This is a genomic window from Stackebrandtia albiflava, assembly GCF_007994225.1.
Taxonomy (GTDB): Bacteria; Actinomycetota; Actinomycetes; order Mycobacteriales; family Micromonosporaceae; genus Stackebrandtia; species Stackebrandtia albiflava.
Window position 1 is genome coordinate 97,758 of sequence record NZ_VLLL01000010.1, and the last position, 26,333, is coordinate 124,090.

Below are 26,333 nucleotides of genomic sequence, written 5' to 3' on the forward strand. Positions count from 1 at the left end.
GAGGCGGTCAGTCGAGGACGCGCAGGATCATCTCGACCAGGGCGTCGACGTCGGCCTCGGCCATGGGTTCACCGGTCATCCCCATCCGGTGCAGCAGTGTGCCCATGGCGACGTCGATGAAGAACAGGACACGGTGTTCCGGCTCGTTCAGCGCCTCCTGGAGGATGAGCCGGTACGGGTCCTGCAGCCGGGTGGACAGGATGTGTCGCAGTGACGGATCGCTCATCGCGTCGGTGAACACGCCCGCGAACGCCGGCCCGACGCCCGGTTCGCCGATCTTCGCCGCGCCGTACCGGATCGCCGCCGCCATGATCTCCGACCGGTCGAGGCCCTCCAGTGGAATCGGCCCGAACGCGTCCACCAGGCATGCCGTGATCAGCGCGCCCTTGGACGGCCAGCGGCGGTAGATCGTGGTCTTGGCGACGCCCGCCGCGGCGGCGATCCGGTCGACGGTGGCGCGGGTGTAGCCGAGTTCGTGAACCGTCCTCAATGTAGCCGAGAACACCTCCGCGTCGACGCTGGAGCGTGGGCGGCCGGGGGGTCTGGCTGATGCGGTGTCTCGGGCCATGGTCACACCATAGCGAATTGTGCTACCGTCGGTATCGATACCGCCGGTATCGAAATATCGACCGAGGAGAAGCCGTGAACCACGCTCCCCGAAACCGGAAACCACCCCTGGGCATCCGGCTCATGCACCTCGTACGCAGAGACCCCGACGTGTCGGCGATGTCACCCGACGAGGTGGTCGCGTTCGCCGCCTCCCAGATACGTCTGGCGGAGTCCCGCGCGGCGCGCCTGCTCACCGGCAGGCCCGCGCGCGGCGTCACCATCGGCTGGGAACACCTCGCCCGGCCCGACCGTGACATCCGGGTCCGGGTCTACCGGCCCACCGCAGCCACCCCGGCACCCCTTCCGCTGCTGCTCCACGTACACGGCGGTGGATTCATGGGAACGGCCGTACAGTGCGACTGGATCAACAGCCACCTCGCCGCCCGGTTGTCCGCGGTCGTCGTCTCCGTCGAACACCGGCTCGTCGCCCCCGGCGTCCCCATGTCGGCCGCCGTCGACGACGGTTGGGACGCGCTGCGGCACCTGGTGGAACACGCCGCCGAGTGGGGAGTCGACCCCGCGCGGTTCGCCGTCGCGGGGGAGAGCGCCGGGGGGATGATCGCCGCGATGACCGCCATCCGGGCCGCGCGCTCCGGCGTTCCGCTGCGGGCCCAGGTACTGGTGAACCCCTGCGTGGACCTCACCGCCACGGCGCTCGACCACCCGTCGATGACCGAGTACGCGGACACCCCCACCCTCACCGTCGAGCGGCTGAAGGCGTTCCGGCGGCTGGCGGTGTCCGGAGACGCCGACGCCCGCGGAATCTCGCCGCTTCACGCCGACGACCTCAGTGGACTGGCTCCCGCCCTCGTGGTGATCCCGGTGCTCGATCCGCTCGCCGATCACGGACGCGTCTACGCCGACCGGTTGCGCGAGGCCGGAACCCCGGCGGAGGTCAGCGAACACGACCACGCCGGACACGCCTTCATCAGCATGCCGACCCTCGTCCCGCAGGCCAAGGACGCCCGCGAACGCATCACCGGCTTCCTGCGGACCCACCTCGCCGCCACCGCCGCCCGGGGGACGAGGACCCCGTGACCACGACCAGTCACGCCGGCGCAACTTCGTCCACTCCGGACACCGGTGCGCGGATCGGCCCGCTGCTGCGCCCCCACGTGCCGTCCTTCGTCGCCGTGGTGGTGCTGCAGACGATCGGCGCCGTCGCCGGTCTCGCGCCCCTGCTGGCGGTCGCCGAACTCGCCCGGACGCTCACGGCACCCGGCCCCACCGACCACGGCCACGTGTGGTTCCTCGTGGCCGCCGGCGCCGCCGGGATGCTCGCCCGGCTCGTGTTCACCGCCGCGTCCTCAGGTGTCGCCCACCTGCTGGACGCACGAGTCCAACTGGCGTTCCGCAGAACCCTGGCCCGGCGACTCGGGCGGGTGCCGCTCGGCTGGTTCTCGCGGCGGCGCACCGGTGAACTGGCGAAGGTGGTCGGCGAGGACGTCAGCGCCGTACACCCCTTCATCGCCCACACCCCCGGAGAACTCGTCTCTGCGTTCGTGGTCCCCCTGGTGTCCCTCGTGTACCTGTTCACCGTCGACTGGCGGCTCACCCTGATCACGCTCATCCCGGTCGCCCTCGCCGTGGCACTGGTCCCGCTGATGATGACGCCGAACCGGTTGCGCGAACAGGAGGAGTTCGACACCGGAACGGGCCGGATAGCCGACGCGGTGGTCGAGTTCGTCCAGGGCATCGCCGTGGTCAAGGCATTCGGCGGCGCGGAGCGCGCGCACCGCCGTTTCCTCGTCGCCGTGGAGGACTTCGTCTCGGCGTTCCTGCGTATGGTGCGCGGACTCGCGAAGGTCGCCGCCGGCATGCAGGTCGCGCTGTCCCCGCCGTTCGTGCTGCTCGTCGTGCTCGCCGGCGGCACCGCCCTCATCACGGCCGGCGACATGGCGCCCGCCGACCTGTTGCCCTTCCTGCTGCTGGGCCTGGGGCTCACCGCCCCGGTGGCGGCACTCGGTCACGGCTTCGACGACATGCAGGCGGCCCGGCGCGCGGTCGGCCGCATCGCCGAGGTGCTGCGTGAGCCGTCACTGCCGGAACCCACCCACCCGGTGGAGCCCCGAGGACACCGGGTGGAACTGCGCGACGTCCGGTTCGGTTACGGAGCGACGCGATCCGGCGCCGCAGAGGGCGAGACCGGCCGCGAGGTGTTGCGCGGCGTCGACCTCGTGTTGGAACCCGGGACCGTCACCGCCGTCGTCGGGCCGTCCGGCAGCGGGAAGTCCACACTGGTCACACTGCTTCCCCGGTTCTTCGACCCCACCCACGGCACGATCACGATAGGCGGAGTCGACCTGCAGGACCTCGCCGGTGACCGGCTCCACCGCCTCGTGTCCTTCGTGTTCCAGGACGTGCGCATGCTGCGCGCCTCCATCGCGGACAACATCGCGCTGGCCGTACCGCACGCCGACCGGGCCGAGGTCGTCCGGGCCGCGCGGCTCGCCGGCATCCACGACCGGATCACCGCCCTGCCACAGGGATACGACACCGTCCTCGACGGAGGCACCCGGCTATCCGGAGGCGAGACCCAACGCGTCGCCCTCGCCCGCGCACTGCTGGCCGACACGCCGATCCTGGTCCTCGACGAGGCGACCGCCTTCGCCGACCCGCAGACCGAACAGGCGGTCCGGCACGCCCTCGCGACCTGGCAGGGCGACAAGACGATCCTGGTCATCGCCCACCGCCTGGAGACCATCGCCGACGCCGACACCGTGGTGATGCTGGACGACGGGCGGATCGTGGAACGCGGAACCCCCGCCGAACTGCTCGCCGCCGACGGACGGTTCGCCGGGTTCTGGCGCCACCACCCGTCCGCCAGCCTCGTCGCGCCCCGCCCCCGAGATGGAGGAACCCGATGATCCGCACCCTGCTGCGCGTGCTGGGCGACCGGTACGCCCGGCCCGTGCGGCGCACGATCGCGCTCATGACGGTGACGGCGGTCCTGGAGGGACTGTCGTACGCCCTGCTGGTGCCCGTCCTGCACGCGCTACTCGGCCCCGAACCCGCCGACGCCGTACCCTGGCTCACCGCCTTCGCCGGTGCCGTCGCCGTATACGCGGTACTGCGATACCTCAGCGACCTGTCGGGCTTCCAGGCCGGAACCACCCTGTTGCGCGGCGTCTACCACCGGCTCGGCGACCACCTGGCCCGGCTCCCGATCGGCTGGTACGGCGCCGACCGGGTCGGTGAACTGTCGGTACTGGCCGGGCGCGGCGTCCTCCAGGCGATGAGCGTCATCGCGCACCTGTTGGCGCCGTTGATATCCGCCTGCGTGACCCCGTTGACGATCGTCGCCGTGATGACCGCCTTCGACTGGCGGCTCGGCCTCGCGGCGGCGGCGGCCGTACCGGTGGTGGCGGTGATCCAGTGGTGGAGCGGACGCGCCACCGCCGCCGTGGACGCGCAGCGCGTCGCCCGCGACGACGAGGCGGCCGGCCGGGTCGTCGAATACCTGCAGGCGCAGCCGGTGCTGCGCGCCGGAGGCAGGACGACCGAACGGTTCCGCCTCCTCGACGACTCCCTGGCCGACATACGGCGCAGCTCCCGACGCGCCACCCGCGCCGCACTCCCCGGCCTGGTGGGGCTCGCCCTCACCGTCCAGGCGGCGTTCACCGGCCTGCTGACACTCGGCGCGCACCTCGCCCTCGGTGGAGACGTCGGTGTCCCCGAGCTGCTGACGATCCTGGTGCTGGCGGCCCGCTGCGCCGACCCCCTGCTGTCGCTGACCGACATCGCCGGACAGGTCCGGGCCACCCGCACCGAACTGACCAGACTGGACCGTGTGCTGCGCACCCCGCCGCTTCCCGAACCGGACGACCCTCTCACACCGGAACGACACGACCTCGCCTTCGACCGCGTCACCTTCCGGCACGGCGACCACACCGTACTCGACGACGTGACGTTGACACTCCCGGCGGGACACCGCCTCGCCGTCGTCGGTCCGTCGGGATCGGGGAAGAGCACACTGCTGCAACTGATCGCGCGGTTCTACGATGTGGACGAAGGCGCCGTCCGCATGGGCGGTGTCGACGTGCGCGCCATCGGATCCGAGACGCTCACGGCGCAGATCGCCGTCGTCTTCCAGGACGTCTACCTCTTCGACGGCACCATCGAGGACAACATCCGGCTCGGCAGGCCGGACGCCCCGGACTCCGACGTGCGCGCCGCCGCGACCGCGGCACGGCTCGACGAGGTGATCGCGCGGCTCCCGGGAGGTTGGGCGGCCGACGTCGGAGAGGGTGGCGCGTCGTTGTCGGGCGGGGAACGCCAGCGGGTCGCGATCGCCCGCGCCCTGCTGAAGGACGCGCCCGTCGTGTTGCTCGACGAGGTGACCTCCGCCCTCGACCCGGTGAACGAGGCGGCGGTACACGAGGGAGTGGAACGCCTGATGGCGGGACGGACCGTGGTGACGGTCGCACACCGGTTGCGGACGGTCCGGCACGCCGACCACATCGTGTTCCTGGACGATGGTCGCGTCGTGGAGCAGGGCCGCCACGAGGAGCTGTTGGCACGCGGCGGCCGGTACGCCGAGTTCTGGAACGTCTCGACGGCGCCGGTCGGCTGACCGCCGCCGGAACATCCGAGCGGGTTCCCATGTGGTGCGGGTGGCACCGATCGCCGCCACCCGCCCATCACCCGGCCGCCGGCCGCGGCGGTATCCGTGGTCGGCTTGAGTACGTGGTATATCGCACCCGAGGTAGCCGCGACGGGCCGCCCGGCGCCGGACCGAAGCACTCGACGCCCACGATGCCGGTCGTGGCCCGGCTGTGCGTCCCGGTCGCATACAGTGCCGCCCATGGGCTTCGATGTGAGCGTCGGACTGTTCCTGTGCGTCGACGACGCCGACGCGGCACACTGGCCCACGGCCGAACGAGAACGGTGGCTGGCCGAGCTGAACACCGCGCTGCGCGCCCTCGGCCTGCCGGAGCACCGGGAACCGCGCTCACCGGCCGACGTCGAACCACCGTGGGAACCGGCTTCCGACCCCTGCCACCTCGGTGCCTCGCTGGGCTCGTACTCGTCCCACGGCCGCCGCGTCGAACGGCTGGACTGGTTGGCCCGGCACGTCGCCGTGTTGGGAACGGCTCCCGCCACCGATCCGCCCTACGAGGCCGGGGTGTACCAGGCTTACGACGACCTGCCTGACCGCAGCAGGACGTTCGACCACCTGTTGGCCGCCTGCGGCCACGACGCGGTGATCCTTCCCCGACACCTCGACGAGGTGCTGTGGGCACCCGGCACCACAGAAGCGATGTGGCTCGTCTCGGCCTCCCGGATCCGCATCGAGGCGGCGGCACTGGGACACGTGCTCCGGTACCCGGGCGAGACCGGTTCCCCCGGCACCGACCCGATCACCGGTGAACCGATCGCCGGCGACCACTTCGACCACCTGACCGGACACGTCGCCGACGACGCCGAATCCTGGCAGCCGTGGGCCGAGGTGCACCAGCTGTGCCACCGCCTTCTCGCCGCCGCCCACGACGTCCTCCGCACCGGCGCACTCGGACTCACCGGTTGAGACGCCGGCGATGTCGTATGTCGTGAGTAGCCTTGCCCGACCCACCCCGGCCACGGACGAATCGAAGGAGCGCGACGTGCGCGATGAACAGGAGTGCGAACGTCTGCTGATCGAGCGGGTGGCCGCGACGGGGGCGCACCTCGTGCATGCCATCGCCCGTCCCGGCTCCGTCGCCGTGCGGAGTTACGACGAGAACGGCCGCGGCATGGGGAGCCCACGGATCTTCGGTCTGGTGCGGGCCATGCGGGAAGCGTCGTCGGACGGGCGGCGCCATCTCGTCGTGGAGATACGACGTCGCGCGGACGGTTACACGGTCAGTCGTTCGACGGAGCTGGAGTCGCTGTCCCCCGTGCGACTGGTGCTCGACCCGGACTACCGGTATCCCGGCCATCCGCTCCCCGGAATGCCTCGGCCGGCGGGCATCGACGTGACCGACCGTCCCACGGATCCGGTCGTGCTCGCCGAGACCACGGCCCTGGTCGAGGAATTCGTCGCGCTGTACACCTCGATAAAGGGCCGCGCCCCCGACTTCGGTCGCGGCAGGACCGAGCGGGAGATCGTGGCCGCCGAGACCGAACTGGGTTTCCGGCTGCCGGAAGAGGTGCGGGCACTGTACCGGGTCGTGGAGTGCGATCCGGAGGAGTACGGGCTGCTGGGAGCGCAACGGCTGCTGCCGTTGACCGCTGTCGTGGAGTGGTACCACGAGGGCGGTCCGGGCGTGGCTGTGGGCGAGGATGGGATGTTCCCCACCTGCGCGGTCGTGTTCGAGGCCTCTCCGGCGGGCCACGTGCGCCGGTTGTCGCGCAGCGACTGGTGGGTGACGATCACGAGTGACCCGGGCTGTAACTACGGGGCGATCGACCTCGACCCCGGCCCGCGGGGCCGCCGGGGGCAGTTGTTCGAGTTCGGTCGTGACTTCCACGGACCGGTCGGCTACATCGCGGAATCGGTGACGGTGGTGTTGCGGCAGGTCGTCGAGGCACTGCGCACCGGTGCGTACGAGGACCCGGACAGCGAGGATCCGTACCTGGAATTCGACGACGGCCTCGGCCGGTCGGCGGAGACCGATCATCACAGGTCGGTACGGATGGGGGGACGGGGAGTCGATGACGTGGTCGCGGACCTCGTCGACCCCTCGGAGGTACAGGCGGTCTATCTCAACGACGGGGACGTGATCGGACTGGGCGGACTGGCCCCGCTACCCCTTCTGCGGGAGATCTCCGTCAACCGGGCGAACCATGTCACGACGACACTGTCGCACGACCAACCGGTGGAGGCGTTGAGCATCGACGCGCGCACTGTGGACCTGGAAGGGCTCGCGGGACATCCGACGCTGTGGAGCCTGAAGTTGACGGGTGTGGAAGAGGCGGTGAGTGTCGAATCGCTCGCGGCCGTACCGCAGCTGGCGGAGTTGGACCTCTCCGGAGTCGAGGTTCGTGACGTCGAGAGGCTCGGTGAGCCGATGTTCTCCGGGTTGCGGGTGCTGACGCTCTCGGCCGAACAGTGGGGCAGGCTTCGCGAGGTGAACGGCGTGCCCACCGGTCTGGCGGCCGCGAGCATGACGGGAGTGAACGCCCTGGACGACGCCGTGGCCTGGGCCGGTGGGCTTCGGGGCCGCGCCGGTGGAGGTGTGGGGCCACGGCACGGGGTGGGACACGACGGGGATGATGTGCCCGGTGGTCCCCTCTGAACGGTAGGAGCCGTGGTGAATCCCCTGCTGCGTGAACTGTCCGATGTGCTGTGTCCCGGGATGCGGATTCCCGACGAGATCCGGCGGCTCTACGACTGGATCCATGCCAACGGCGCCGTGAACGACTCGTGGGGACTGCTCACCGGTACCCTCGACGCCGAGTCGGACGTGTCGCCCGCCTGTGGCATCGAGTTCCGCGCCGAGGGCTGCGTGGACCTGGAGCACTGGTTCGGCACCGCCGATCCGGCGGTGATCCGGCGGGTGTGCGTGTTCGCGGCGACCGGTGGTGACGGTTCGCGGGCGGCGTTCTGGCTCGACGACGAGGGGCGGCAACGGATCGTCCACATGGGTTCGGGTTCGGGCTCGACCACGGTGTGCCTGTTGGGTGAGACACCGCTGGACTTCCTTCGCCTGCTGGCGGTCGGTTACCAGGAACTGTGCTGGTCCGGGGCCTGGTCGGCTCCGGCGCTCGACTACGACGACGAACCGGTCGGCACCGACACCGCGTACCGGCGGTGGCTGGAGGCGGAGTTCGGGGTGACCGTCCCGCAGACGGGTCTGGAGGTCGCCACTCCGGTGGAGATGGCGGACACCGACCCGCGGGACCCGTTCGCCCGGTGGCTCCTGACGGTCGAGGGATGACGGTGAACGTCTCGCCCGACGGTCCCGGCACCGACTCCCGGTCGGCGGGGTCGCGGGAGGACGTGGGCATGCGGTATGTGCGGATCGCGCCGATCGTGGAGGACGGCTGGTTCAAGGGCTACTTCATGGATGCCGAGGGGTATCTCGCGGCGTTGCCGGGTTTCGCGGCGGCGTTGCCGCCGGGTGCGCGGGAGTACGCCGAGGACCCGGCACACTACTACTTCTTCGGTGATCGCTGTGTCAGAGGCTGTCTTTGGTCCTCGTTCGTAGCGAGCGGCGGTCCGGTCGAGTGCATTCGCAAGGCGGAGGAGGTCCTGCGTACCGGTGTTGTACGCAGGATCCTCCGACAACGCCGCGAGGCGCCGACCGGTCGTCGCGCAGTAGAACAGCAGGATCGAAGACAGCCTCTCAGGACCTGACGCTGGAATCGGCGCATACGACGCAGCGGGACGGGGCGGTGTCGCTGACGTTGCGGTTCGCGCCGAACCGGTTCAAGCATTCCGAGCCCTTGACCATCCGTTATACGGGGGTCGTGGAGTACACGGCGGCGGCGTACGGCACCGAGTGGTGGGGGAGTCGTCGACCGGGGCCGGTGCAACTGGACGAGGTGTTGCCGCATGAAGCCGGTTGCCGCCACGACATCGCGCTGATCGGTGGCCGGGTCCGGGTCGTCGCCGCGGACCTGCGTGCCGAGTGGGGTGGGGCCGCGCGGGGTTGACGTGCCGGGCGTGCACGGTTCCGGGCGGCGGATCGATGCGTCGCCCGTGCATCCCGCGGTCACGATCGGAGTCCACATGTGGAGGGAGACGAGAGTGAAGCGGACGATCGGTGCGGTAGTCGCCGCCGCCGTCATGGCGGTGTCGGCGGGTTGTGACGGGCTCGGCCCGTTGGGATCCGATGCCGGGGCGCCGGAGGAGGCACCGAAGACGCACATCGTTCTCATGAGCCGGGACGGGTGTGAACTCCTGGAGGACATCACGCCCGTGCAGGAGTACCTGGGAGTGACGGCGATCCGGGGTGACGGCCTGATGAGCAGCGACTACGCGGCTCAGGAGACGCCGTCGTGCCAGGGCATGTTCGACCTGGCCGCCTGGAACGACTCCGACAGGCACCGGGGCGACGCGACGGTGTCGGTGTCCGTGACGACCCGGTACACCGCCGAGGAGGTGGCGGGGGAGTACCGGTCGATGATCGACCAGTTGACGCAGGGGCCGTCGCCCATCGAGTTGGAGGGCGCCCAGGAGGGTGAGGTCGCCGGTGAATGGGACGAGAGCTACTTCATCGCGGGCGAGCTGTCGGACAGCTACCACGTCTACCTCTTCGCACGGTACGACCACTGGGTGCTGCGGGTGAACCTCGACGTGTCACCCGATCCGGGGGTCGCCGAGTACGAGCGCGACCCGGAACGTTACCCCGACAGCAGTGCCGAGCAGATGGCGGCGTATCCGTTCACGATGCCGGAACTGTTGGAGTGGGCCACGACCGAGTACGCGCCACAGACGCAACAGTCGATACTGGACCTGTTCGCCATGTCGGAGAAGGCCTCGGGTTGACCCCTGTCGGAGTTCTCCATTTCACACTGAGAGGTTGTCGAATGACCGACTGGTCTTCGCTGGGTCACGCCTACGGTTCCGCCGAGGACATCCCGGAGAAGTTGGAGCGGCTTCGCGCCGCTCCGACGAGCGCACTGTGGACGGACCTGTGGTCGGCGTTGTGCCATCAGGGGACGGTGTACTCCGCGAGTTACGCCGCACTCGACTGGTTGACCGACACCGCCCGGTCGTCCGATCCGGAACAGGCGAAATCCGCGCTCGCCCTGGCCGGGGCGATCCTGGGAAGCGACGACCGCCCCGACGGCATCGAACAGATCCGGGCACGGTACGCGCCGCAGATCGGTGTCATGTCGGACATCACCAGGCGCCACCTGTCCACCGAGACGGCGTACCTCGAATTCGTGAACCTGTTGGAGACGATGCTGGAACTGGAGGGCGCCGAGGGCTGGCCCTCCCGGCTCCTGTGGGGGATCCGCTCGGAGGAGTACGAGATCGACTGCACCTCCTGCGACGAGTGCCTGCACATCATCCTGGGTGCGAAGGGCTACACGTATTCCACGGAACGCGACGGGCCGGACGGGGAACCCCGGCAGCGACCGCTGTACCCCGCCTCGCCCGCCGACCTGACCGGTACCCGGCGGCGGATCCATGAGCTGGCGGTCTCACACGGGCAACCGAAGCTGGCCGAGATGCTCACCTACGCGTTCGGTGAGGCCGAGTGCGCCGACTGCGGGACCCGGATCGCCATAGCCGACGAGCTCGGTGTGGAATGACACCGGTGGCTCCGTCCCGTGCCGCCGGCCGAGAACGCGGGGTGGTCACATGATCGACTGGTCCTCACTGGGGCACGCGTACGGTTCCGCCGAGGACGTTCCGGCCCGGTTGGCGCGTCTGGAGTCCGCGCCGACGGATGAACTGTGGGACGACCTGTGGTCGGCGTTGTGCCATCAGGGGACGGTGTACTCGGCGAGTTACGCCGCCCTCCACTGGCTCACCGGGATCGCCGGGGCGCCGGACCGGCGGCAGGCCGTGTACGCCCTGGCCCTGGCCGGGGCGATCCTCGGCAGTGTCGACCGGCCCGTCGACGCCGGGGACGTTCGTTCCCGGTATGCCGGGCAGATCGAGATCCTCCGGGCGACCGCGAGCCGGTACATGCACGACGCGGAGTCCGACGGCGAGTACGTCGACCTGTTGGAGACGCTGCTGGTGTGCGAGGGGGCAGTCGGGTGGCCGGAGTCGCTGTGCCGGGGTCTGCAGACGGAGGAGTACGAGCTGGACTGTCCCGGTTGCGGAACGTGGATGTTCGTCGCCCTGGGGCGGCGGGGGACGTTCACGACGGTGGAGGACTACGCCCTTCGCGACGACGTGGACTCGCGGCCGTTGATCCCCGCGTCACCCGACGCGTTGACAGGCGTCGGCCTGCGGCTGTACCGGCTGGCGGTCCGGGACGAACGGTTGCGGCTGGCCGACATGCTGCTGCGGGCGTTCGGTGAGGCGCACTGCCCCGAATGCGACACCCGGTTCACCGTCTCGGACCTGCTGATGGCGGGTTGAGGGCCGGCGCGGCGTTCGCTCGCGCCGGCCTCCGTTTTCAGGCGCCGCCGGCGAGCCGCGGGTCGCAGGCGGCGGCGATCTCGTCGGCCAGTTCCTCCAGCCCGGTGCCCCGGGCGGCGGCGTTGACGCTGATGCGCTGTTCCCAGCGTGCGCCGGGCCGGAAGAAGGAGCCCGGGTGTACCACGATGCCGCGCGTGCTGAGCCGGGTGCAGACCGAGTGCTCGTCCGGCACGCGCAGCCAGATCAGCGGCGGGGACGCCTCCTCCACCTCGTGTCCCCTGCGGCGCAGTGCCTCGGCGAAGGTGCGGTAACGACGGTGGATCTCGGTGTCCCACGCCCGCAACGCCGCCAGGGTGTCGGGGTCGGTCAGCAGGTACGCCTGGGCGAGCTGCATGATCCGTGAGACGTACCGGGAGGAGTAGGACAGCCGGTTCCACAGGACGTCGGTGAGCCGGGAGTTGCCGCCGACCACGGCCTGTCGCATGTCGGCGCCGAAGGCGAAGTTGAACGAACGGGTGTGGAGCACCTGTTCGGGCAGTCGGGAACCGAGTGACGAGGAGCCGCCGCCGAGCGGCCAGGTCTGGTCCATCTCCAGGACCGGGATGGTCCCGTTCAGTACCTCGGCGGCCTCGGCCATCCACTCCTGGGTGACCGATCGTCCGTTGGGCAGTGAGCGGTTTGGCTGGTACACGAAGGCCGCCGGTTTGCCGATGAGTGCGCGACGCAGGTCCTTCAACGAGGGGCCGGCCTCCTCCCAGGGAATGGGGACCGGGGTCGCGCTGAGGGATTCGAGGATGTCGAAGACCCGGGCGATCGTCGGCACCGCGACCGCGACGCGGTCGCCGGGTCGTACCAGCGCGGCCAGGGACATCTCCAACGCGTCGATGGCGCCGTGGGTGGCCAGGAACGACTCGGTGTGGAACGGCCAGTCGGGGGAGACGGCGTCCCGCAGTTCGGGGGTGATCTGTTGGGCGAACTGGTTGCCCACGTCCGGGTGGCGTACGGCGTAGTCGAACGCGCGGCTCAGGTCGATCGGCGGCATGTCGCCACACCACAGGTTGCCGAGGTCCACCGGCATGGTGATGGATGCGCGGATCATCGATTCGTAGCGTTTGGCGTGGGGTGGTGTCGGTTGGCCGATGACGGTGGTCCCGCCGCGGCGTTTGCTCTCGACGAGGCCCTGGGCCTGCAGCTCGCGCCATGCCTGGCCCACGGCGGATCTGCTCATGCCGAGGGAGTCGGAGACGGCGCGGATGGTGGGCAGTCGCGCGTGTGGGGGGATGCCGCCGGTGCTGATGAGGTCCGCGACCGCCCGGGTGAGGGCTGCGGCGGTACGCAGGGTGACCGCTCGCGTGATCGTGGTGAGGAGCGCGGCTTCTGTCTCCATGCGGTCGGTGACGCCTTTCTGATGTGAATATGTCCATGGACATAAGAACTATAAGGCAGGGTTAAGTCTAGCTATAGTCACAACCACCGCGGGATGTGACGTCGGTGTCGCACCTACTGATTCGCTTTTCTCCCGGAGGAAACCATGACGCGGATTCGTCGTCTCTCCTATATCGCCATGGCCGCCGCATTGTCCTTCACCGCGGCGGCGTGCACCTCCCAAGGCCCGTCCAACGACGCCCAGAACCAGACCGAGACTCAGGACGTGGTCGCCGGCGGCGAGATCACCATCGCCGCCACCAGCCCCATCACCGACTGGAACCCGATCTCGGCCAACGGCGACACCACGGGCCAGCGTCAACAACAGTGGCCGTTGTACCCGCACCCGTTCCTTACCCTTCCCGACACCAGCGTCGTGATCAACGAAGCCCTGTTGGAGAAGGCCGACGTCGTCGAGACCGACCCGATGACCGTGGAATACGTGCTCCAGGACGGCGTGCAGTGGTCGGACGGCACGCCGATCGGCGTGGACGACTTCGTCTACACCCAGGCCGTCCAGGACCCGTCCAAGTGCGCCGAATGCCTCGCCGCCTTCACCGAGGGATACAGCGACATCACCTCCATCGAGGCGAGCGAGGACGGCAAGACCATCACCATGGTCTACTCCGAGCCGTTCTCGGAATGGCGCGCGTTGTTCAACTACATCCTCCCGGCGCACGTCGCCGAGGGATACGGCGACCTGGCCACCAGCTTCAACGAGGGCTTCTCGAAGAACGTGCCGGAGTTCTCCGGCGGGCCCTACATCATCCAGGACTACACCGACGGCATCTCCATGACGATGGTCCCGAACCCGAACTGGTACGGGGAGGGTCCCAACCTGGAGACCATCACCACCCGGTACATCACCGGACAGGGTGAACAGCTCACCGCCCTCCAGAGCGGAGAGGTGCAGCTGGTCTACGCCACGCCCACCGTCGACACGATGGACCAGGCGCGGCAGCTGCCGAACATGACCATCAACACCGGCTCCACGCTCACCTACTACCACCTGGGCATGAAGACCACCGGTGACGTCATGAGCGATCCCGCCCTGCGCAGTGCCATCGCCACCGCCCTCGACCTGGGTGACATGCGGGAACGCACCATCGGCCAGTTCGCCCCCGACGTCCCGCAGATGAAGAGCTCGGTCTACGTCCCCGGTCAGCAGATCGGCGGCCAGGAGGCGTACCGGGACAACATGACCGACCTGGGCATCGGCGCTGGCGACGTCGAGGGCGCCATCGGGATCCTGGAGGACGCCGGCTACACCATCACCGACGAGCAGTTGATCCAGCCCGACGGCACCCCGCTGCGCGACCTGAGCTTCCTGACTCTCGGCACCGACGTGCTGCGGATGGAGGTCGCCCAGATCGCCCAGCAGCAGCTCCTGGCACTGGGCATCACGATCAACATCGACGCCGCCGACGGCGCCCGGTACAGCCCCGCGCTGCGGGAGGGCGACTTCGACCTCATGGCCACCGGGACCGCGCTCGACCTCGGTCCGCTGTCCATGCAGCAGTGGTACGGAACCGACGCGCCGCGCTCCTTCGGCTACTCCAACCCCGAGGCCGACGCGCTGCTGGAGGCCGCCGCCTCCGAACTCGACCCCGCCGCGCAGATCGAGCTGATGAACGAACTCGACCGGGTGCTGCTCGGTGACGGCGTGGTCCTGCCGCTGTTCGGCACCCCGATGATGGCGGTCTACCCGAACACCTACGGGAACATCTTCATCAACCCGAGCAAGTACGGAACCACCATGAACGTCGAGGAGTGGGGCCTGCTGGCGGAGCCCGGCACGTCCTGACGTCCCCGGCCCGGCGGCCCCCGACTCGCCGCCGGGCCGGTCCATCCCCTTCGAATCCGCTTCTTCCAAGGCGAGGATCCCCGTGACTGAAGAATTCATCGTGGTCACCCCCCACGACGCCCTCGAGTTCAACGACGTCTACCGCAACACCACCGGAAGCGCCGGATACCTGGCGTGCAACAACATCTTCAACCGCGTGGTGCTCAACGAGTGGAACGAGATCAACGCGTTCCCCGACCTGGCGACCCACTGGGAGTGCCTGGACGGGGCGACGCGGTGGCGGTTCCACCTCAACCAGGCCGCGCGCTGGCACGACGGCGTGCCGGTGACCGCGCACGACGTCGCCTACACCCACACGCACGCCAAGGAGATGGGCTACACCGGCGGCCGTTTCATGCGGGACGTGGAACGGATCGTCGAGGTCGGTCCCCACACCGTCGACTACCACCTGTCGGCGCCCAACTCCGGTTTCCTGGTGCTGCTGGGCAACTTCATCTTCACGCACATCCTCCCGGCGCACCTGTTCGAGGGCACCGACTGGGCCACCAACCCGCACAACCTGAACCCGGTGGGGTCGGGGCCGTTCCGGTTCGCCGAGTGGATCCCCGGTGACCGGATCGTCATGGAGGCGGTCAAGGACCACTGGGGGCCACGCCCGGAGATCGACCGGTTGATCCTGAAGATCGTGCCCGACCGCGAGGAGTGCGTCCGGATGGTCGCCCGCGGCGAGGCGCACTACTTCCCGCAGGACACCCTCACCAAGGACCGGCTGCACCTGCTGGAGGGCGCCACCGCGAACATCGAGGTCATGAAGGACCCCGGACCGGGGATGGCCCTGCTGGACTTCAACCACCGGGACCGGCTCTGGCAGGACCCGCGCGTCCGGCAGGCCGTGGCGCACGCCGTCGACCGTTCCGCCATCGCGACCCTGGCCGACCCGGGCGTGTCGCAGGCGTGGCCGCACTACCTGCTCGGCTCCACCGAGTGGGCGTTCAACCCCGACGCCAAGGCCCCCGACCACGACGTGGAACGGGCGAGGGAACTGCTCGCCGAGGCGGGTGTGGCCGACCGGCTCGCCGACCGCACCCTCACCCTGTACTACATGGAGCTCTTCGACGGGCACCGGCCGCTGGCCGCGATGCTCGCCGAACAGCTCGCCGCGGTGGGGATCAAGACGACCGTCGAGGGCCTGCCGTCGCCGGAGTGGGCGGCCAGGGTCAACCGCGACCACGCCTTCGACCTGGTGATCGTCGGCGGCGCGCTCACGCCCGACCCGGAGATCACGTCACCGAAGTACTCCTCGGGCGGCGACGGCAACTTCGCCGGGCACCGCAACCCCGACGTGGACGCCGCCTACGAGGCGGCGCGCGGTGTCACGACGCTGGCCGAGCGCGGCGAACACTACCGGCGGCTCCAGGCCGTCTGGGCGCGCGACAACGAGTGGGTGCCGCTGCTGTGGTACGGCACCTACTTCGCGCGCAGCGCCGACTTCTTCGGCTGGTCGGACCAGGTGGCGTACTCCGTTCCGTGGTGGCACTGGGGCCGGATCCGGCGTGTCGCCGGGCGTTCGGCGGCCTGACCCGCGTTTCCTTCACACGAAGAACCTAGGAGGAACCCGATGGCGTGGATGATCCTGCGCAGAATGCTGAGTGCGGTGGGCGTGCTCCTGCTCGCCTCGATCGTCATCTTCGTGGTCATCGCCGTCTCCGGTGACCCCCTGGCCGACCTGCGTGACAGGCAGCCTCCCGTGCCGCCTTCGGTGATCCAGGCCGAGGAGCAACGCCTCGGCCTGGACCTGCCGCTGCACGAGAGATACCTGAACTGGGTCGGCGGACTGTTCCAGGGCGACCTGGGGCCGTCCACGATCGCGACCCGCGACATCGGCGCCGAACTCACCGACCGTATCGGTGTCACGCTGCGACTGGTCGTGGTCGCGGTGGTCATCGCCCTGATCCTGGCGTTGATCGCGGGCACGGTCTCGGGACTGCGGCAGCGCCGCTTCCCGGACCTGGTGCTGACCCCGATGACGTTCGTGATGCTGGCGCTGCCGTCGTTCTGGATGGCGGTGCTGTTCAAACAGTGGGGCATCTACTTCAACGAGCAGGTGGGCGCGTCGGTCTTCGCGACCGTGGGCGCCAACTCGGTGCCACCACCGCAGGGGTTCGTGCCGTTCCTACTGGACTCGGCGGCGCACCTGGTGCTGCCGACGCTGGTGCTCATCCTGGTCCACTTCGCGGCGTGGAGCCGGTACCAGCGGACCGCCATCGCCGAGTCGCTGGCCGGCGACCACGTGAGATTCGCGGTCCTCAAGGGACTGTCGCGGGGTCGGGTGGTGCGCAGCTACGTGGTGCGCCCCGCACTGGTGCCCATCATCACCGTCGTGGCCCTGGACCTGCCGGTCCTGCTGTCGGGGGCGGTCATCACCGAGACGGTCTTCCAATGGCGCGGCATGGGCGGGTTCCTACTGGAATCGATCAACCTCCGCGACGGCAACGCGGTCCTGGCGTGGCTGCTCATCGCCGCCTTCGCCGTCGTCGTATTCAACCTGATCGCCGACCTGCTGTACGCGATCGTGGATCCGAGGGTGCGTTATGGCAACTGACACCGTCCCCACCGACGAACCCGCGACCGGCGGCAACGGCCGCGGCAGGGTCATCCTGCGCCGGTTCCGCCGGCACAAGCTGGGCGTGGCCGGTCTCGCCGTACTGGTGCTGCTGGCGCTCGTCGCCGTCGTGGTGCCCCTGGTGTGGCCCTACGGGCACGGCGAGATCACCCCCGACCTGTCGCAGCCGCCGTCGGCGGCCCACCCGATGGGTACCGACACGCTCGGCCGGGACCTGTTCGCGCAGACGCTGCGGGGACTGCAGCAGTCGCTGCTGATCGCCACCACCGTCACCGTGGTCGCGTGCCTCATCGGTGTCACCCTCGGCGTGATCGCCGGCTACTTCGGCAGATTCGTCGACGCCGCGGTGATGCGCCTGGTGGACCTGACGTTGACCCTGCCGACCATCGCCATCGCGGCCTTCCTGGGATCGGTGGTCCCCACCGGCGGCGTCAACTGGCTCGCCCTGTCCCTCGTCCTCGGTGTGCTGATGTGGACGCCGGTGTCGCGGCTGGTGCGGGGGATCGTGCTCAGCCTGCGGAGCCTGCCGTTCGTGGACGCCGCGCGGGTCATGGGCGCGGGGAACCTCCAGATCATGACGCGGCACCTGATCCCCAACGTCGCCGACCACATCATCGTCGCCGCGACCCTGCTGTTCGGTACCGCGATCCTCGCCGAGTCCGGGCTGTCCTTCCTCGGGTTCGGAGTCCAGCCACCGGACACGTCACTGGGCCTGCTGGTCTCCAACGCGCAGTCGGCCGTGCTGACCCGGCCATGGCTGTTCTACTTCCCGGGACTGCTGATCGTGGTGATCGTGCTGGCCGTGAACTACGCCGGTGAGGGACTGCGCGACGCGGCGAACCCCAAGGCGGCGCTGGCGAACCCGCTGCGGACCGCGCGACGCCGCCGCGACGCCGACACCCCGCCCGACGACACCCCGCGCGGCGTCCTGGACGTGCGCGGCCTGACCGTCGACTTCGGCGACCAACGGGTCGTCAAGGGCGTCGACCTGCACATCGACGACGGTGAGGTCCTGGCGCTCGTCGGCGAGTCCGGATCCGGCAAGTCGGTGACCGCGCTGTCGGTGGTGGGCCTGCTGCCACCCGACGCGGTCGGCGGCGGATCGGTCAGGTTCGACGGCCGGGAGTTGACCGGCCTGAACTTCTCACAGTGGCGCGAGTACCGGGGCCGCCGCATCGCGGTGATCCTGCAGGACCCCTCGACCACGCTGAACCCGGTGCTGACGATCGCGACCCAGTTCAAGGACTCGATGCGGTTGGCGGGGCCACTCCCCGCCGACCACCGCGACCGGATCGTCGCACTGCTCGACGGTGTCGCCATCAAGGACCCGGCGCGCCTGCTGGACTCCTACCCGCATCAGCTGTCCGGCGGTATGCGGCAACGCATCGCGATCGCCTTGGCGATGGTCCACGATCCCGACCTGATCATCGCCGACGAGCCGACCACCGCCCTGGACGTGACCGTACAGGCCCAGGTGATGTCCACACTGGCGTTGGCGAGGGAACGCACCGGCGCGGCGATGCTGTTCATCACCCACGACCTGTCACTGGTGGCGGGCATCGCCGACCAGGTGGCGGTGATGCGCGCCGGTGAGGTCGTGGAACACGCCGACGTCGACACCGTCTTCTACCGGCCGCGCCACGAGTACACCCGCAGCCTGCTCGCACTCGCGCCCAGCCTCGCGCTGGCCCCGGCGTCCCGGTCGGCCGCCGCCGACATCGAGGAGGACTCATGAGCGAACCACTGCTGCGCACCGTGGACCTGGTCAAGCACTACCGGCCGCCGCGCCGCGCCCGCCGGGGCGGACACGAGGTCGTCCACGCCCTGTGCGGGGTGAGCGTCCAGGTCGCGCCGGGACGCACCCTCGGCATCGTCGGCGAGTCCGGTTCCGGGAAGACGACGCTGCTGCGGACCCTGCTGGGGCTGGAACGCGCCACGGCCGGAACCGTGGAGTTCGCCGGCCGGGACGTCACCGCCATGCGCGGCGACGCGGGCCGCATGTTCCGCGCCGACGTCTCGGTGGTGTTCCAGGACCCCTACACCTCGCTCGACCCGCGCATGACCGTCTCGGACCTGCTGAGCCAACCGGCGAGGATCCAGCGGCGGCGTTTCCCCGCCTCGCGGGTGTCGGAGCTGCTGGACCAGGTGAGGCTGCCGCGCGTGAGCGCCGGGAAGTTCCCGCACGAGTTCTCCGGTGGGCAACGCCAACGCATCGCCATCGCGCGGGCACTGGCCCTGGAACCGCGCCTGATCGTCCTGGACGAACCGGTCTCGGCGCTGGACGTGTCGGTGCAGGCGGAGATCGTGACCCTGCTGCGTGAACTCCAGGAGCAGCGGGACGTCTCCTACCTGTTCGTGGCGCACGACCTGGCGGTCGTCGCCGACCTGTCCCACGAGGTGGGGGTGATGTACGGCGGCCAGATGGTGGAGCACGGAGCGACATCGCGCGTCCTGTCCGAACCGGCGCACCCCTACACCCGGGCGCTGCTGGCGGCCGTCCCGGTGCCCGACCCCCGTATCGAACGGGCGAAGCCGCCGTTCCTGCGGCCGCTGTGGCCGACCGAGGACGACCGCCCGGAGCCCTGCCCGCACGGCAATCTGCTTTGAGAGGCCGACTGTTCCGCCGCGCGTCGCCCGGTCGGCGCCTCGCGGCGCCGGCGGAGGCCCCGACGTACCACCCGGTACGCACGGACCTTCCCAGAACATCGCCCCCTCCGCCTCGCGAACGCACTCGACCGGAACACCGCTCGCGACGAACGAGGCCCGAAGACGGCCTCCAACCCCGATGACACCTCCCGGTGTCGGAAAGGTCTGTGATGACCATCGATTTCGTGGTGGCCACCCCCCACGACGCCGTCGAGTTCAACGACGTCTACCGCAACACCACCGGAAGCGCCGGATACCTGGCGTGCAACAACATCTACAACCGGGTCGTGCTCAACGAGTGGTACGACATCAACCCGCACGCCGACCTGGCGACCCACTGGGAGTGCCTGGACGGGGCGCGGCGGTGGCGGTTCCACCTCAACCAGGCCGCGCGCTGGCAGGACGGCACACCGCTGACCGCGCACGACGTCGCCTACACCCACCGCCACGCCAAGGAGATGGGCTACACGGGTGGGATGTTCCTCGGTGACGTCGAGGAGATCGTCGAGGTCGACCGGTACACCGTGGACTATCGACTGTCCGCGCCGAACTCGGGTTTCCTACTCATGCTGGGGAACTTCATCTTCGCGCACATCCTCCCGGCGCACCTGTACGAGGGCACCGACTGGTCCACCAACCCGCACAACCTGAAACCGGTGGGTTCCGGCCCGTTCCGGTTGGTGGACTGGGTGCCGGGCGACCGGGTCGTGATGGAGGCGGTCAAGGACCACTGGGGGCCGCGCCCACAGATCGACCGCTTGATCCTGAAGATCGTGCCCGACCGTGACGAGTGCGTCCGGATGGTCGCCCGCGGCGAGGCGCACATCGTCACCCAGGACACTCTGACCCGCGATCGGTTGTCGCTCATGGACGACGCGGTGGACGCGGAGGTCCTCACCCGCCGCGGCCCCGGCATGGCGTTGCTGGACTTCAACCAGTCCCGGCCACTGTGGCAGGACGCGCGGGTCCGCCGCGCCGTCGCGCACGCGATCGACCGCTCCGCCATCGAGGAACTGGGCGACCCCGGGGTGTCGCAGGCGTGGCCGCACTACCTGCTCGCCTCGACCGAGTGGGCGTTCAACCCCGACGCGAAGGCACCCGGACACGACCTCGCCAGAGCCGAGGAACTGCTCGACGAGGCCGGCCTCCGCCGGGACGGCGACGGGACGCGGGCCGCGCTGCGACTGTACTACATGGACACGTTCCACGGTCACCTTCCGCTGGCGCGGATCGTGTCGGAGTCGTTGGGGCGGCTCGGTTTCGACGTGACCTTCGAGGGCCTCTCCTCCGTGGACTGGGCGCGACGGGTCCGTACCGACGGTGACTTCGACCTCATCGTCGTCGGCGGCGCCATGGCGCCCGACCCCGAGATCACCCGCACCAAGTACTCCAGCGGCGGCAGGAACAACATGGCCGGGCACCGCAATCCCGACGTCGACGCCGCCTACGCCGCCGCGCGCGCCGCCACCGGCCTCGCCGAACGCGGTGAGCACTACAAGCGGCTCCAGGAGATCTGGGCGCGCGACACCGAGTGGGTGCCGCTGTTCTGGTACGGCACGTACTACCCCCGCAGCACCCGCTTCTTCGGCTGGGCCGACCAACTCGGCTACTCCATCCCCTGGTGGCACTGGGGCCGGATCCGTCCGGTGGCCGCCGACGCCGCCTCTCCTCAGCAGTAGTATCCCCGACCGAAAGTGATGATCCGATGCGAGAACTGATCGTGGCGACGCCCGTCGACGCCGTCGAGTTCAACGACGTGTACCGCAACACCACCGGAAGCGCCGGGTACATGGCGTGCAACAACATCTACAACCGCGTGGTGTTGAACGAGTGGTACGACATCAATCCGCACGCCGACCTCGCCACGCACTGGGAGTGCCTGGACGGGGCGCGGCGGTGGCGGTTCCACCTCAACCAGGCCGCGCGTTGGCAGGACGGCACGCCGTTGACCGCCCACGACGTCGCGTACACGCACACGCACGCGAAGGAGATGGGCTACACCGGGTCCATGTTCCTGGACGACGTGGAACGGATCGTGGAGGTCGACCGGCACACCGTCGACTACCATCTGTCCACACCGAACTCCGGGTTCCTGGTCCTGTTGGGCAACTTCATCTTCGCGCACATCCTCCCGGCACATCTGTACGAGGGCACCGACTGGTCCACCAACCCGCACAACCTCAAGCCGGTCGGCAGCGGCCCGTTCCGGCTCGTCGACTGGATCCCCGGTGACAAGGTCGTCATGGAGGCGGTGAAGAACCACTGGGGGCCGCAGGCGCAGATCGACCGGTTGATCCTGAAGATCGTGCCCGACCGTGACGAGTGCGTCCGAATGGTCGCCCGAGGCGAGGCGCACGTCGTCCCGCAGGACACCATCACCAAGGACCGCCTCCACCTGTTGGACGGCGCCACCCACGCCGAACTGGTGACCTTCGAGGGCCCCGGCATGGCGCTGCTGGACTTCAACCACTCCCGGCCACTGTGGCAGGACGAGCGGGTCCGCCGCGCCGTCGCGCACGCGATCGACCGCGCCCCGATCGAGGCGCTGGCCGACCCGGGCGTCTCCTACGCCTGGGACCACTACCTGCTCGGCTCCACCGAGTGGGCCTTCAACCCCGACGCCAAGGCACCCGCCCACGACCTCGGCAAGGCCGAGGCGCTGCTGGAGGAGGCCGGCGTGACCCGGGACGCCTCGGGCCGGCGTGGCGCGCTGCGCATGTACTACATGGACACGTTCCACGGTCACCGGCCGTTGGCGCAGATCCTCTCCGACGCCCTCGACCGGCTCGGATTCGACGTCACCTTCGACGGCCTGTCCTCGGTGGACTGGTCGGCGACCGTCCGCCGGGACCACGACTTCGACCTGATCATCGTGGGCGGTTCGATGGCGCCGGACCCGGAGATCACCCGCACCAAGTACTCCAGCACCGGCAAGAACAACATGGCCGGGCACCGCAACCCCGACGTCGACGCCGCCTACGAGGCGGCGCGGCGCGCCACGACGCTGGCCGAACGCGGTGAGCACTACAAGCGCCTCCAGGAGATCTGGGCGCGCGACACCGAGTGGGTGCCGCTGTTCTGGTACGGGATGTACTTCCCGCGCACCACGAACCACTTCGGGTTCTCCGACCAGCTCGGCTGGTCGGTGCCGTGGTGGCACTGGGGCCGGGTGCGCCCGACGGCGTGACCGGCCGGTCTCGGCGGGCCGCCTCCGCGGAAGCGGCCCGCCGGGCGTGAACGACCCGGGTGGCCGACACGGCCGGCCCGGGAGGGGCGATCGCCGTCGGTCGGCGTCCCCGGGCCGGATCCGCCCCCGGCCCGGCGACGCGCCGCCGAGGACGCCCCGACGATCCGGCTCCGACCCCTCGGGGGACGGAGCCGGATCGCCGTCAGCCCCGTTCCGCCAGGTAGTCGGCGAACCGCTCCAGCCCGGTGACGTTCCTCGGGCCGCTGATCCCCTCGTTGTAGTCCAGGACGAAGAAGTCGTCCTCGACGACGGCCGGCAGGCCGGACGTGGCCGGGAAGGTCTTCAGGAAGTCGATCTTGTCCTGTGCGGACTGATCACCGTAGTCCAGGATGACGATGACCTCCGGTTGCGCGTCCACGACCGCCTCCCAACCGACCTGGGTCCACCGTTCGTCGAGGTCGTGGAAGATGTTGCGCCCGCCCGCGAGTTCGATGATCTCGTCGGGCGGCACCTGGTTCCCGGCGGTGAACGCCTGGTCGGTCCCGGAGTCGTACAGGAACACCGGCACCCGGTCCTCGTCGGCCACGTCGGCGGTGGCGGCGGTGACCCGGTCTCGCAGCGAGTCGATCAGCGCGGTGGCGGTGTCCTCGACCCGGAAGATCCGTCCCAGCCGTTCGAGGTCGGCGTACAGCGCCTCCATGGGACGCATCCGCTCCGGGAAGCCGGGGTAGTTGTAGCAGGACTCGGTGTGCATGAAGCTCTGGATTCCCAGGCCGTCGAGGATCTCGGGTGTGATGCCGCGTTCGTCGCTGAATCCGGACTGCCAACCGGCGACGACCAGGTCGGCGCGGGCGTCCACGACGAGTTCCCGGTTGAGGAGGTCGTCTCCGAGGAACTCGACGGCGGCGTAGTCGTCCGCCCAGGGGGACTCGGTGACCGGCGGGTTGGCGGGCGGCATGACGTACCCGTGGACGTGGTCGGCGAGACCGAGCGCGAACAGCTTGTCCGCGCTGCCGCCCTCGTACGCGACCGCCCGTTCGGGTACGCGGTATTCGACCTCCTCGCCGCACCGCGCGACGGTCACGGTGGTGTCGTCGGCGGTGTCGACCTGCGCGCCGCACGCGGAGACCGTGACGAGGACGACCGCGGACGCGGCCACCCGGTGGATTGGGGACGTCGGCATGGGATTCCTTAGGGGGTGAGTGAGTACAGCAGTTGTGGGACTCCGGTGTCCGGGTGGGCGACGACCGTCGCCTCGACACCGAAGACCTCCCGGATCAGGCCGGGGGTCAACACCTCGGCGGGGGTACCGGTGGCGACGATCCGCCCGCCCGACAGGACCGCGACCACGTCGCAGGCCCCGGCGGCCAGGTTCAGGTCGTGGAGCACGGTCAGGACGGCGAGTCCGGTGCGGCGCAGCAGTTTCAGCAGGCCGAGTTGGTGACGCAGGTCGAGGTGGTTGGTGGGTTCGTCGAGGACGAGCAGCTGGGGGCGTTGCGCGAGCGCCCGGGCGACCAGGACCCGTTGCCGTTCGCCACCGGAGAGGCCGAGTACGCCCCGCTCGGCCAGGCCGGCGACGTCCATGGCCTCCATGGCCTCCCGGCAGATCCGCCTGTCCTCGTCGGTCAGTGCGCCACGAGGCCGGTGCGGTGACCGGCCCAGCGCCACCATCTCCGCGACCGTGAAGTCCAGTTCGGACCGGTTGTCCTGGGTCAGTGCGGCGATGATCCGGGCACTGTGTGCCACCGAGACGGTTGCCAGGTCGGTTCCGTCCACCCGGATCCCACCCGAGTCGGGCCGCAGCGCCCGGTAGACGCACCGCAGGACGGTGGACTTGCCGGAACCGTTGGGGCCCACCAGTCCCACCACCTGCCCGTCGGCCACCTCGAGGTCCACCGCGTCGACGACCGTGCGGCCACCCAACGCGACGGACACGCCGTCGATCCGCAGTGTCATCGGTGTCCTCCGAACAGGTAGGCGCGGCGGCGCAGCAGCGCGATGAAGACCGGGACGCCCACCAGCGCGGTGATGACGCCCAGTGGCAGTTCCCGTGGCGCGAACCAGGTGCGGGCGGCGAGATCGACCCAGACCATGAACAGGGCGCCGACGACCGGTGCGACGGTGAGGACCCGGCCGTGCGAGGCACCGAAGACCATCCGGATCAGGTGCGGGAGTATCAGCCCGGCGAACCCGATCGCGCCGCTGACCGCGACCATCGCACCGGTCATGACGGCCGTGAGCGCGAAGACCAGGTTGCGGAGCCGCCCGGCGTCGACACCGAGTCCGGCGGCGGCCTCGTCGCCGAGGCTCAGCACGTCCAGGCGGCGGTGATTGGCGGCGAGGACGGCGATTCCGGCGACCACGATCGCCGCCACGGCGGGCAACTCCGTCCACACCGCGCCACCGAATCCGCCCATCAGCCAGAACAGGACCGTCGCGGTGGACTCTCCCGAGGGCATCAGGTAGACGACGACGCTCATCACCGCCTGGAAACCGAAGGACAGTACGACGCCGACCAGCACCAGCCGCAGCGAGGTGAGTCCGCCCCCGGACCTGGCGAGCAGGTACACGAGCGCACCGGCGAACATCGCGCCCGCGAAGCCGCCGACGGTGGGGCCGTGTCCGGCGAGCATCGGCAGTCCACCGAGCACGGTGACGGTGGCGGCGCCGGAGGCGGCTCCGGAGGAGATCCCGAGGACGTAGGGGTCGGCGAGGGCGTTGCGGACCAGGGCCTGCACCGCCACACCCGTGACGGCGAGTCCGGCGCCGACGACCGCGGCGAGCAGGACCCGGGGTGTCCTGATCTGCCAGATGATCTGGTAGTCGGTGATCTCGTCGGGGGTGATCCGGCCGCCGGTGATTCCGGCGAACAGGTACCGCGCGGTGTCCAGCGGTGCCAGTTCCGCGCCGCCGCTGCCGATTGCCAGGATCGCCGATCCGCACAGCGCCACCGTCAGGACGACGGTGGCCGTGGTGACGGCACCTGGGCGGTCCAGGCGTCGGGTCCGGGGTGGGGTGGTCATGTGGAGTCCTTATCGCAAATGAAAACCGTTGCCGATTAAATCGGTCATCT

The 26,333-nt window shown here is 69.7% G+C and carries 23 protein-coding genes; 18 read left to right on the forward strand and 5 right to left on the reverse strand.

Translation table 11 applies throughout. The annotated features are described in order from the left end of the window. Positions 1-7 precede the first annotated feature (7 nt). Positions 8-568: a TetR/AcrR family transcriptional regulator gene (locus tag LX16_RS24105; protein ID WP_147143879.1), complete on the reverse strand. Its 561-nt coding sequence runs from the start codon at positions 566-568 to the stop codon at positions 8-10. A gap of 74 nt (positions 569-642) precedes the next feature. On the opposite strand from LX16_RS24105, the gene LX16_RS24110 reads away from it, so the two are divergent. The 11 genes from LX16_RS24110 to LX16_RS24160 all read left to right on the forward strand — a co-directional run bounded on the left by LX16_RS24110 (position 643) and on the right by LX16_RS24160 (position 11,575). Continuing rightward, positions 643-1,647, forward strand: coding sequence for an alpha/beta hydrolase (locus tag LX16_RS24110; protein ID WP_244615962.1), 1,005 nt, complete (start codon positions 643-645; stop codon positions 1,645-1,647). Then, positions 1,644-3,476 (forward strand): ABC transporter ATP-binding protein, encoded by a 1,833-nt coding sequence (locus tag LX16_RS24115; RefSeq protein ID WP_211354744.1) that lies wholly within the window; start codon positions 1,644-1,646, stop codon positions 3,474-3,476. Before LX16_RS24110 ends, LX16_RS24115 begins: the two co-directional genes overlap by 4 nt. Beyond that, positions 3,473-5,182, forward strand: coding sequence for an ABC transporter ATP-binding protein (locus tag LX16_RS24120; RefSeq protein ID WP_147143883.1), 1,710 nt, complete (start codon positions 3,473-3,475; stop codon positions 5,180-5,182). The genes LX16_RS24115 and LX16_RS24120 overlap by 4 nt, the downstream gene beginning before the upstream one ends. Positions 5,183-5,413: 231 nt before the next feature. Beyond that, positions 5,414-6,136: a hypothetical protein gene (locus LX16_RS24125; protein WP_147143886.1), complete on the forward strand. Its 723-nt coding sequence runs from the start codon at positions 5,414-5,416 to the stop codon at positions 6,134-6,136. 76 nt (positions 6,137-6,212) lie between these two features. Next, complete coding sequence (locus tag LX16_RS24130; protein ID WP_158645720.1) at positions 6,213-7,826, forward strand: SMI1/KNR4 family protein; 1,614 nt, start codon at positions 6,213-6,215, stop codon at positions 7,824-7,826. A gap of 15 nt (positions 7,827-7,841) precedes the next feature. Further along, the gene (locus LX16_RS24135; RefSeq protein ID WP_147143892.1) at positions 7,842-8,468 is read left to right on the forward strand and encodes an SMI1/KNR4 family protein; all 627 of its coding nucleotides are present in this window, start codon (positions 7,842-7,844) and stop codon (positions 8,466-8,468) included. Beyond that, positions 8,465-8,887 carry a hypothetical protein gene (locus tag LX16_RS24140; protein WP_147143895.1) on the forward strand — a complete coding sequence of 141 codons (423 nt, stop codon included), beginning with the start codon at positions 8,465-8,467 and terminating at the stop codon, positions 8,885-8,887. The genes LX16_RS24135 and LX16_RS24140 overlap by 4 nt, the downstream gene beginning before the upstream one ends. 89 nt (positions 8,888-8,976) lie before the next feature. Next, on the forward strand, positions 8,977-9,186 hold the full coding sequence (locus LX16_RS24145) for a hypothetical protein (protein WP_147143898.1): 210 nt from the start codon (positions 8,977-8,979) through the stop codon (positions 9,184-9,186). A gap of 94 nt (positions 9,187-9,280) precedes the next feature. Then, the gene (locus tag LX16_RS24150) at positions 9,281-10,021 is read left to right on the forward strand and encodes a hypothetical protein (protein ID WP_147143901.1); all 741 of its coding nucleotides are present in this window, start codon (positions 9,281-9,283) and stop codon (positions 10,019-10,021) included. 41 nt (positions 10,022-10,062) lie between these two features. After that, on the forward strand, positions 10,063-10,794 hold the full coding sequence (locus LX16_RS24155) for a hypothetical protein (RefSeq protein WP_147143904.1): 732 nt from the start codon (positions 10,063-10,065) through the stop codon (positions 10,792-10,794). A 49-nt stretch (positions 10,795-10,843) separates the two neighbouring features. Continuing rightward, on the forward strand, positions 10,844-11,575 hold the full coding sequence (locus LX16_RS24160) for a hypothetical protein (RefSeq protein ID WP_147143907.1): 732 nt from the start codon (positions 10,844-10,846) through the stop codon (positions 11,573-11,575). Between the two features lie 37 nt (positions 11,576-11,612). Here LX16_RS24160 and LX16_RS24165 read toward each other — a convergent pair whose 3' ends face one another. Beyond that, entirely contained in the window at positions 11,613-12,962 is a 1,350-nt protein-coding gene (locus LX16_RS24165; protein WP_147143910.1) for a GntR family transcriptional regulator, read from the reverse strand. Between the two features lie 144 nt (positions 12,963-13,106). On the opposite strand from LX16_RS24165, the gene LX16_RS24170 reads away from it, so the two are divergent. From LX16_RS24170 to LX16_RS24200, 7 genes are all read left to right on the forward strand, one after another. Further along, entirely contained in the window at positions 13,107-14,804 is a 1,698-nt protein-coding gene (locus LX16_RS24170; protein WP_147143913.1) for an ABC transporter family substrate-binding protein, read from the forward strand. Positions 14,805-14,886: 82 nt separating this feature from the next. Next, positions 14,887-16,383: an ABC transporter substrate-binding protein gene (locus tag LX16_RS24175; protein WP_158645721.1), complete on the forward strand. Its 1,497-nt coding sequence runs from the start codon at positions 14,887-14,889 to the stop codon at positions 16,381-16,383. A 39-nt stretch (positions 16,384-16,422) separates the two neighbouring features. Next, the gene (locus tag LX16_RS24180) at positions 16,423-17,406 is read left to right on the forward strand and encodes an ABC transporter permease (protein WP_147143919.1); all 984 of its coding nucleotides are present in this window, start codon (positions 16,423-16,425) and stop codon (positions 17,404-17,406) included. Beyond that, entirely contained in the window at positions 17,396-19,162 is a 1,767-nt protein-coding gene (locus LX16_RS24185; RefSeq protein ID WP_147143922.1) for a dipeptide/oligopeptide/nickel ABC transporter permease/ATP-binding protein, read from the forward strand. The genes LX16_RS24180 and LX16_RS24185 overlap by 11 nt, the downstream gene beginning before the upstream one ends. Then, positions 19,159-20,034, forward strand: a complete 876-nt coding sequence (locus LX16_RS24190) for an ATP-binding cassette domain-containing protein (protein WP_147143924.1) — start codon at positions 19,159-19,161, stop codon at positions 20,032-20,034. The genes LX16_RS24185 and LX16_RS24190 overlap by 4 nt, the downstream gene beginning before the upstream one ends. A 209-nt stretch (positions 20,035-20,243) precedes the next feature. Continuing rightward, positions 20,244-21,752 carry an ABC transporter substrate-binding protein gene (locus tag LX16_RS24195; protein WP_147143927.1) on the forward strand — a complete coding sequence of 503 codons (1,509 nt, stop codon included), beginning with the start codon at positions 20,244-20,246 and terminating at the stop codon, positions 21,750-21,752. A gap of 26 nt (positions 21,753-21,778) precedes the next feature. Continuing rightward, positions 21,779-23,260: an ABC transporter substrate-binding protein gene (locus LX16_RS24200; RefSeq protein WP_147143931.1), complete on the forward strand. Its 1,482-nt coding sequence runs from the start codon at positions 21,779-21,781 to the stop codon at positions 23,258-23,260. Between the two features lie 202 nt (positions 23,261-23,462). On the opposite strand, the gene LX16_RS24205 is transcribed toward LX16_RS24200, so the two are convergent. The 3 genes from LX16_RS24205 to LX16_RS24215 are packed head-to-tail and all read right to left on the reverse strand — an operon-like array spanning position 23,463 to position 26,283. Beyond that, a complete protein-coding gene (locus LX16_RS24205) occupies positions 23,463-24,443 on the reverse strand; it encodes an ABC transporter substrate-binding protein (protein ID WP_147143934.1) in 981 nt (326 codons plus the stop codon). 8 nt (positions 24,444-24,451) lie between these two features. Further along, positions 24,452-25,216, reverse strand: coding sequence for an ABC transporter ATP-binding protein (locus LX16_RS24210; RefSeq protein ID WP_147143937.1), 765 nt, complete (start codon positions 25,214-25,216; stop codon positions 24,452-24,454). Beyond that, positions 25,213-26,283 carry a FecCD family ABC transporter permease gene (locus tag LX16_RS24215; protein ID WP_147143940.1) on the reverse strand — a complete coding sequence of 357 codons (1,071 nt, stop codon included), beginning with the start codon at positions 26,281-26,283 and terminating at the stop codon, positions 25,213-25,215. The genes LX16_RS24210 and LX16_RS24215 overlap by 4 nt, the downstream gene beginning before the upstream one ends. Positions 26,284-26,333: the final 50 nt, after the last annotated feature.

What these genes read in the sequence shown, in the direction of transcription:
- LX16_RS24105 (WP_147143879.1), bottom strand. Translation starts at nt 568, where the DNA reads ATGGCCCGAGACACCGCATCAGCCAGACCCCCCGGCCGCCCACGCTCC.
- LX16_RS24120 (WP_147143883.1), top strand. Translation starts at nt 3,473, where the DNA reads ATGATCCGCACCCTGCTGCGCGTGCTGGGCGACCGGTACGCCCGGCCC.
- LX16_RS24125 (WP_147143886.1), top strand. Translation starts at nt 5,414, where the DNA reads ATGGGCTTCGATGTGAGCGTCGGACTGTTCCTGTGCGTCGACGACGCC.
- LX16_RS24140 (WP_147143895.1), top strand. Translation starts at nt 8,465, where the DNA reads ATGACGGTGAACGTCTCGCCCGACGGTCCCGGCACCGACTCCCGGTCG.
- LX16_RS24155 (WP_147143904.1), top strand. Translation starts at nt 10,063, where the DNA reads ATGACCGACTGGTCTTCGCTGGGTCACGCCTACGGTTCCGCCGAGGAC.
- LX16_RS24160 (WP_147143907.1), top strand. Translation starts at nt 10,844, where the DNA reads ATGATCGACTGGTCCTCACTGGGGCACGCGTACGGTTCCGCCGAGGAC.
- LX16_RS24165 (WP_147143910.1), bottom strand. Translation starts at nt 12,962, where the DNA reads ATGGAGACAGAAGCCGCGCTCCTCACCACGATCACGCGAGCGGTCACC.
- LX16_RS24170 (WP_147143913.1), top strand. Translation starts at nt 13,107, where the DNA reads ATGACGCGGATTCGTCGTCTCTCCTATATCGCCATGGCCGCCGCATTG.
- LX16_RS24180 (WP_147143919.1), top strand. Translation starts at nt 16,423, where the DNA reads ATGGCGTGGATGATCCTGCGCAGAATGCTGAGTGCGGTGGGCGTGCTC.
- LX16_RS24185 (WP_147143922.1), top strand. Translation starts at nt 17,396, where the DNA reads ATGGCAACTGACACCGTCCCCACCGACGAACCCGCGACCGGCGGCAAC.
- LX16_RS24190 (WP_147143924.1), top strand. Translation starts at nt 19,159, where the DNA reads ATGAGCGAACCACTGCTGCGCACCGTGGACCTGGTCAAGCACTACCGG.
- LX16_RS24195 (WP_147143927.1), top strand. Translation starts at nt 20,244, where the DNA reads ATGACCATCGATTTCGTGGTGGCCACCCCCCACGACGCCGTCGAGTTC.
- LX16_RS24200 (WP_147143931.1), top strand. Translation starts at nt 21,779, where the DNA reads ATGCGAGAACTGATCGTGGCGACGCCCGTCGACGCCGTCGAGTTCAAC.
- LX16_RS24205 (WP_147143934.1), bottom strand. Translation starts at nt 24,443, where the DNA reads ATGCCGACGTCCCCAATCCACCGGGTGGCCGCGTCCGCGGTCGTCCTC.
- LX16_RS24210 (WP_147143937.1), bottom strand. Translation starts at nt 25,216, where the DNA reads ATGACACTGCGGATCGACGGCGTGTCCGTCGCGTTGGGTGGCCGCACG.
- LX16_RS24215 (WP_147143940.1), bottom strand. Translation starts at nt 26,283, where the DNA reads ATGACCACCCCACCCCGGACCCGACGCCTGGACCGCCCAGGTGCCGTC.